We start from the raw sequence: 6,391 nt of genomic DNA on the forward strand, positions 1-6,391 counted from the left end.
AGCATCCGACAGGATCAACTCGGCCTTCGGCCGCCCAGTACGTGCCACCCCACAACCCTACACATCTAAATGGAATTCCCGACTCAGAAGACTAGTGGCCTGAGTCGGAGGTTCGTCGGCAGTAGGCGGCTACTTTGTCGAGGATCTCGTCGGCGGTCTTCGTCCAGATGAACGGCCTTGGGTGGTCGTTCCAGACGGCGAGCCAGGTGCGGATGCCGCGTTCGAGGGCCGGGACGGAGCGGTGGACGCCTCGCTTGAGCTTCTTCTGCGTGAGCTCGGCGAACCACCGCTCCACCAGGTTCAGCCAGGACGAGCTCGTCGGGGTGAATTGGAGATGGAAGCGCGGGTGCGCCAGCAGCCACTGCTTGACAGCGGGCGTCTTGTGGGTGACGTAGTTGTCCAGGATCAGATGGACATCGAGGTCAGCGGGGACTTCCTTGTCTAGCTTGGTCAGGAACTTCTTGAACTCGACGGCCCGGTGGCGCCGGTGCAGGGAGCCGATCACCTTGCCGGTGGCGACTTCCAGTGCGGCGAACAGGGTGGTGGCGCCGGAGCGGATGTAAACGACCTCCCAGACTGGACAGGTGCCGCCAAGTTGGCAACGTCCTATTGCCGCCTGCCAGGTTGGTGCTGCATGCTTCACCCGAACAATCAGTTAGGGATCGTTCACTTGCAGTGCTAGGCCTGCTGAAGGGGACCTTTGTGCGTATTCGACGATTACTCGCGTCCGCAGCCGCAGCATTAACTCTGATCGCGATCACTCCCGCGACCTCCCACGCCGCCGTCACCACGACGTCTCAGCCCTTCACCGAGCCTGCGTTTGCGGGCGAGTGCACGTGGCACCAGTTCGGTGAAGCCGAGAAGCCGTCCTGGTGGCTGGCGTTCAGCAACCCTCTGTGCGTCGAATACTCGAAGCGTGCCATCACCGTCGATAATGGTGATGCCGTGCGGTTCCTCCTATCAGAGCCGAAACGTTTCGCCGTGGCTATGCTGACATGCCGGTATGTCCAGATCGATCACTGGAGCTTCCAGTCGACCACAGGGGCTACTCCCTACGTGGCCTGGGACGGGTACTACTGGTTCGACAAGAGCCAGGGAGCGATTGCTGGCCAGTTGAAGAACTTCCGGGTCAACGGAGCGACTGTCGGAATCGGTGACGCGGTGCAGACTCTGCGCCCGCACTTCCCCAAACTTGCCGACGCCTTGGATGACTACGGCTCGGAGTATGGAGAAACAGGACTTCAGCTCCCGCTGGACCGGTCAGTCTGGTGCTGAGAGATCCGGCCTGTAAGGGTCTGTCTGTTACTGAGCCTCTTTCATCCTGTGTTGGCGGGTGAAATGGGCTGGTCAATTGAGTGTGGTGACCAGGCAGGGCACCTCGTCGTTGGGGTGGTGATTCCACTCAGCACACCGGCGACCGAAGGGGCCCTGTTGGTTCCGTATCCTGCCACGCTCGGCGTCCCGCACGAGCTCGTCGAGCATGTCGCCTGGCTGTACGAGCACCGCCGGGCACGTAACACCCGCTGGCGCAGGTTCGGTTGCTTGCAGCAGGCACTGCTCACACTGGTGCACTTGCGTAAGAATGAGACGTTCTCGCAGCTCGGAGCGGGCTTCGGGATATCCCAGGCAACCGCCCGGCGGTACGTCGACGAGACCCTGGACGTCCTGGCGTCCTGGGCACCGGCCTCCACGAAGCACTCACCGGCCTCGGTGAAGGCGACCACGTCATCGTTGACGGCACCCTGATCCCCACCGACCGGATCCGCGCCGCGGTGGTGGTAGTAGGGGGTGCGGAAGGTCGCGCCGGTGCCCTGGTAAGCGCGGTCCGCCAGAACGAGGATCTGTCGGGTGTAGCAGGTCTTGACGATGCCGTGGGCCCGGGGCCGCGGTCAGGTCGTGTGTGCGGCCCGGCGTCGCGCGGGAGAACCAGAGCGGTGTCCCGTCGGGACGGGTGATGACCTGCACATTCATGCCGTGCTTGCGGTGTTGCGGCCGGCCCGCTTGAGCGCGGCCTGGATCTGCGTGCGGCTCAGCCGTGCTGCCCTGTCGAGGCGGTCTTGAGTAGTTCGCGCGCCTCGGGCCGGCATAGGCCGTTGGTCCAGGGGGCGAAGGCCTCCAAGGCGGCCGGGTAGTACTCGCGCAGGAGGGACCGCAGCTGGTTGGCAAATCTGCTGCCGGTTCCACGTCGCGTCCTGCTGGGCGCGGGCCAGGACGGCGATGGCGCGGCCGAGGTCGCTGTCGTCGGGCAGCGGCCGGTGGGCGTGTATGTCGGTGCGCAGGATGTTCGCCAGGACCAGGGCGTCACCGGGGTCGGACTTCTTGCGCGAGACGCTGTGCCGGTCACGGTAGCGGGCGGCGGCCATCGGGTTGATCGCGAACACCTTCCTCTTGCCCGTCCGCAGCACCGTCACCCGCAGGCCCCGGGACGTCTCGATGGCCCCCGGGATCGGGTTCTCCCCGGTGTCGCCGTACTCGGCGAGCAGGTCCAGCAGCATCTTGTAGCCGGCCGCGTCATCGGTGATGTGACGCTTGGCCAGTAACTCGCCGGTGTCGTCGACCAGGGCGACATCGTGTGTCCGTTCCGCTCAGTCGATTCCGCAGTAGATCAAGGGTCTTCCCTTTCCGATGTACAGGTTTGCGCTGGTCACGAGCGCATGCGGGCCACGCAGCGACCTAATCCCAGGCCTCAGCCGCAGCACGGTCGGGCCGCCACCTCACTAGCCGTACGTGGCACCAGCGCACCCCAGGGGCCCCCATGTGGCGGGCTCGCACCACCAACTCCAACGAGTGATCAAGTGGCGAGTTGTTGACAGTGGTGGCGGTCGCGACGCCGAACGTTGCCGATCTGCGCAGAGGCGTAAGAGGCCAGGTAGGCGCGAGGTATCCGCCCGGCGTCCACGCAATCGCCACCACCATGCGCACCAGGACCGCGCACACGATCTACATCAGGCGTTACCCGCCCCGCTGCCCTTAGACCGTGTCCTACGTGGTGAGGCGGACGAGTCGCTTGTAGCAGCAGAGGGCGGCGGCGAGTCCAAAATGCCAGGTAGTTGCGGGGGTCGCGCTCGTAGCAGGGGGCTGAGTCTGCGGTAGCCGGACAGCCACGACATCGTGCGCTCGATCACCCACCTTCGCCGCCCTAAGCGTTCGCTGGACTCGATGCCCTTGCGGGCGATGCGCACTCCGATGCGCTTGCCACGTAGCCATCGGCGCAGGTCGGGTCGGTCGTAGGCTTTGTCGGCGTGGAGGCGCTGGGGCTTGAAATGGCGGCCGCGGTGGGGGTCGTGTCTCGTTTGGTGACCCGTCACCATGGGCTTCAGCCCTTCGCTGTCGTGGGTGTTGCCGGCCGAGATGCCGACAAGGAGGGGCAGTCCGTTCGCGTCCGACAGGACGTGCATCTTGGAACCCGGCTTGCCCCGGTCCACGGGGCTCGGACCTGTGTGTTCGCCCCCTTTTTAGCCCGGACGTGGGCGGTGTCGAGGACGACTCGGGTGACGTCGACGAGGCCTGCGTCGTCGAGCCGGTGCAGCACGGCCTCGTGGAGGCGCCCCCGGAGGCCGGCTCTCGACCAGATCAGGAACCGGCGGTGAGCCGTCGACTTCGATATGCCGAAGCAGGGCGGCAGTTGGCGCCAGGCGCAGCCGCTGACCAGCACGTAGACGATCGCCGCAAAGAGCGTCTCATCAGGCGTGTCCTGCGTTCCGCCGCCCTGCGGCCGCACTCTCGACGGCGGGATCAGCGGCTCCGCGATCTCCCACAGCCCGTCCGGAACAATCCAACTCCACGTACCCCGCCCCATGCCGAAACCAACGACCGCCTCACCACGTAGGACACGGCCTAATACTCCAGCAGCGGTTCGTGTCCTGAGCTGGTGGTTGTCGTTGTCCTGGTATGGAGGGGATGACTGAGGTCAGTTGCTGGACGGGTGAGTTGGAGTCGGTGTTCGAGCGGGTGGCGGGCCGGTTTGCTCGTGCGGATCTGCGGTGGCGGATGCGGGACTACGTCCGCGGTCTGCTGGGGCGGGCGACACGCAAGAACGGCTGGCAGCTCGCGGACTGGGCAGGTCACCGCACTCCCGACGGCTTCCAGCGGCTGCTGAACAGCAGCGTCTGGGACGCAGACGCCCTGCGTGACGATGTCCGTGCCTATACCGCCGAACGGCTCGGGCCGGACGGAGTGCTGATCATCGACGACACCGGGTTCATCGGTGCGCAGTGGGCGCCAGGCCGGCGGCCGTCCGCGGCCCGGATCCAGCTCCTCAGCGTCTCGGTGCTCACCCCGAGATCAGCGGCGACCGACTTGATCGTCACTCCCGGCCTCGAGCGGTACAACGCGACCGCGTCCGCCTAGAACTCGGCGGGGTAATGCTTCATCCCCACAAGGACTCCGTTCTCCTGGACCATCAAGATCCAAGTGTCTCCGGTGTCCAAAATCCGGAGTCAAGGTCCGATGGTGGACGGACTGCGGCCCAGCTCAGCGGCAATGACCCTAACCGTTGCCTTCTCCCGCAAACGATCGGCGACGTGCAGGCGATCAGCCTGGGTCAGGAAACGGCTCGGGCCAACGGGAGCCGACGCCGGACGAGCCGGTGCGCGGAACCGATCTTTTGCCGTCCTGCCGTTGCGCCATTCACGACCGGTTCGTTCGTTGATGCCCACCAGTCGGCAAGCCTCGGTGTTTCTGTAACCCTGGTCCACGAGGCGGAAGTATTCCTCCCGCTCGCGGACCAGTCGCCTGCGGCCGCCCAGAGCCTTGGCCCGGTCCTTGCGGATCTCGAACATCACACCCCTCAAGAAGAGGCGTTGCAACGATCAGTAGAACCCAAGGGGGCAAGCCGGGTTCCAAGATGCACGTCCTGTCGGACGCGAACGGCTTGCCCCTCCTTGTCGGCGTCTCCGCCGGCAACACCCACGACAGCGAAGGGCTGAAGCCCATGGTGACGGGTCACCAAACGAGACACGACCCCCACCGTGGCTGGTACTTCAAGCCCCAGCGCCTGCATGCGGACAAAGCGTACGACCGGGCCGACCTGCGCCGATGGCTACGTGGCAAGCGCATCGGAGTCCGCATCGCCCGCAAGGGCATCGAGTCCAGCGAACGATTAGGACGACGCCGATGGGTCATCGAACGCACCATGTCGTGGCTGTCCGGCTACCGCAGACTCAGCCCCCGCTACGAGCGCGACCCCCGCAACTACCTGGCATTTCTCGGCCTCGCCGCCACCCTGTGCTGCTACAAGCGACTCATCCGCCTCACCACGTAGGACACGGTCTTAGTAAGCCACAAGCGTCTCGTATGAGCTGGGTAGAGTAATTACGTGCCCCATGGCTTCATCGGAAACCATCGGCGACGTGTACCGTACAACCACGCCGACGCCGTTACTGGTAGTAGTGGTACCAAACACGTTCACTTTTATTTGAGTGGTGCTCTTGTCGCCTGCAACGCCGTTAACCTTGTTGTTGGCAACATCCCATGGCCCCACCCAGGTAAACCAGCCGCCACTTGATATATCTTTTTCTACCTTAGTCCTAAGGAATCCCGTTCCTACCGGGCCCTTATTGTTCGCGAGGTTTACGTAGTAGTGTCCAACTATCTTCGCGCCCGGCGTGGGGTTAGTGGCCGGGTTGACGCGCACCTGCAGAATTGGCCGAGCCTGGCCGGAGTTGAATTGGACGCATACCCGATGCTGAGTATCTTGGTACCCTACAACTCCGTTAGCGATGGCCTGATGTTCATCAGAGCAGCGCATCTGTGCGGTGGTCATCGTATTGGTTGCACTGCCGCTACCGCCTGCAATGAGTAGTCCCGCAGCGACGGCGCCCGCGGCGGCCACGGCCGCCCCTGCCTGCACCTTGGGATTCTTACACGTAAGCATTTTTCGCATGGTTTCCCCTTATAGATTACTGCGCGGGCCCAGCAGAGATCTTCATGAAGAAGCTCTTGATCCTGGCCCTGCAAGAGTCGGAGAGCCAGCTAGGTCTAGGAACTTTTATACGCGAGAAGGGAGGAACCCTCATTGGGGTGGCCCCCTTAACATTTCCGCGGCTGCCGAAGTAGACTTTGGGCGTCCCCGATCAGCACCTGGGAACCCTCCCCGCCCGGGCGGGGAGGGGCAGTGAGAGTTTTCAGAGTTGCCGCTCCCGGGGGAGGACGGCTTTGGTGACTGAGGTCATTCGATTCGGGCTGCACCGTGATCGGCGGGCGCTCCTGCCAGCGAAGGCGTCCGGTTGACGGTCTGCTGAGTCGGCGTCAGCCCGCGTCCGGGCGGACGCAGTGGCGTCGTCGCCCACGGCCCGGCGCCCATGTAGGCGCGGTCGGCTAACTGGCTCTAACAAAAGCTGTTGATCATGTGACTGTTGGCTTGTCCGCTCGTTAATCTCGTCGTGGGGAA

The 6,391-nt window shown here is 64.2% G+C and carries 4 protein-coding genes and 7 pseudogenes; 4 read left to right on the forward strand and 7 right to left on the reverse strand.

Annotation, left to right across the window (positions count from 1 at the left end; translation table 11 throughout):
• Positions 1–91 precede the first annotated feature (91 nt).
• Positions 92–610 (reverse strand): IS630 family transposase, encoded by a 519-nt coding sequence (locus tag ACZ4NT_RS38385; protein ID WP_467730061.1) that lies wholly within the window; start codon positions 608–610, stop codon positions 92–94.
• A gap of 92 nt (positions 611–702) precedes the next feature.
• Between ACZ4NT_RS38385 and ACZ4NT_RS38390 the strand changes: the two genes are divergently transcribed.
• Together ACZ4NT_RS38390 and ACZ4NT_RS38395 are read left to right on the forward strand one after the other, a co-directional pair.
• The gene (locus ACZ4NT_RS38390; RefSeq protein WP_467730057.1) at positions 703–1,275 is read left to right on the forward strand and encodes a hypothetical protein; all 573 of its coding nucleotides are present in this window, start codon (positions 703–705) and stop codon (positions 1,273–1,275) included.
• 114 nt (positions 1,276–1,389) lie between these two features.
• Positions 1,390–1,769, forward strand: a pseudogene (locus tag ACZ4NT_RS38395) (transposase family protein); the annotation flags it as partial.
• Here the strand turns inward: ACZ4NT_RS38395 and ACZ4NT_RS38400 are convergent.
• The 3 pseudogenes from ACZ4NT_RS38400 to ACZ4NT_RS38410 form a co-directional block, all read right to left on the reverse strand.
• A pseudogene (locus tag ACZ4NT_RS38400) lies at positions 1,770–1,989 on the reverse strand (transposase family protein); the annotation flags it as partial.
• Positions 1,989–2,609: pseudogene (locus ACZ4NT_RS38405) on the reverse strand (IS110 family transposase); the annotation flags it as partial. The pseudogenes ACZ4NT_RS38405 and ACZ4NT_RS38400, both read right to left, overlap by 1 nt.
• Positions 2,610–2,982: 373 nt before the next feature.
• Positions 2,983–3,799: pseudogene (locus ACZ4NT_RS38410) on the reverse strand (IS5 family transposase).
• A 101-nt stretch (positions 3,800–3,900) separates the two neighbouring features.
• Between ACZ4NT_RS38410 and ACZ4NT_RS38415 the strand changes: the two are divergent.
• Positions 3,901–4,206, forward strand: a pseudogene (locus tag ACZ4NT_RS38415) (transposase); the annotation flags it as partial.
• Positions 4,207–4,448: 242 nt separating this feature from the next.
• Here the strand turns inward: ACZ4NT_RS38415 and ACZ4NT_RS38420 are convergent.
• Positions 4,449–4,784, reverse strand: a pseudogene (locus ACZ4NT_RS38420) (helix-turn-helix domain-containing protein); the annotation flags it as partial.
• Between the two features lie 26 nt (positions 4,785–4,810).
• Here ACZ4NT_RS38420 and ACZ4NT_RS38425 point away from each other — a divergent pair.
• Positions 4,811–5,263 carry an IS5 family transposase gene (locus tag ACZ4NT_RS38425; RefSeq protein WP_467730063.1) on the forward strand — a complete coding sequence of 151 codons (453 nt, stop codon included), beginning with the start codon at positions 4,811–4,813 and terminating at the stop codon, positions 5,261–5,263.
• 9 nt (positions 5,264–5,272) lie between these two features.
• On the opposite strand, the gene ACZ4NT_RS38430 is transcribed toward ACZ4NT_RS38425, so the two are convergent.
• Both ACZ4NT_RS38430 and ACZ4NT_RS38435 read right to left on the reverse strand, forming a co-directional pair.
• Positions 5,273–5,764 (reverse strand): hypothetical protein, encoded by a 492-nt coding sequence (locus tag ACZ4NT_RS38430; protein WP_467730059.1) that lies wholly within the window; start codon positions 5,762–5,764, stop codon positions 5,273–5,275.
• Positions 5,765–6,125: 361 nt separating this feature from the next.
• Positions 6,126–6,322: pseudogene (locus ACZ4NT_RS38435) on the reverse strand (IS5/IS1182 family transposase); the annotation flags it as partial.
• Between the last annotated feature and the right edge of the window lie 69 nt (positions 6,323–6,391).

It is taken from the genome of Streptomyces sp. NPDC026417 (assembly GCF_055567695.1).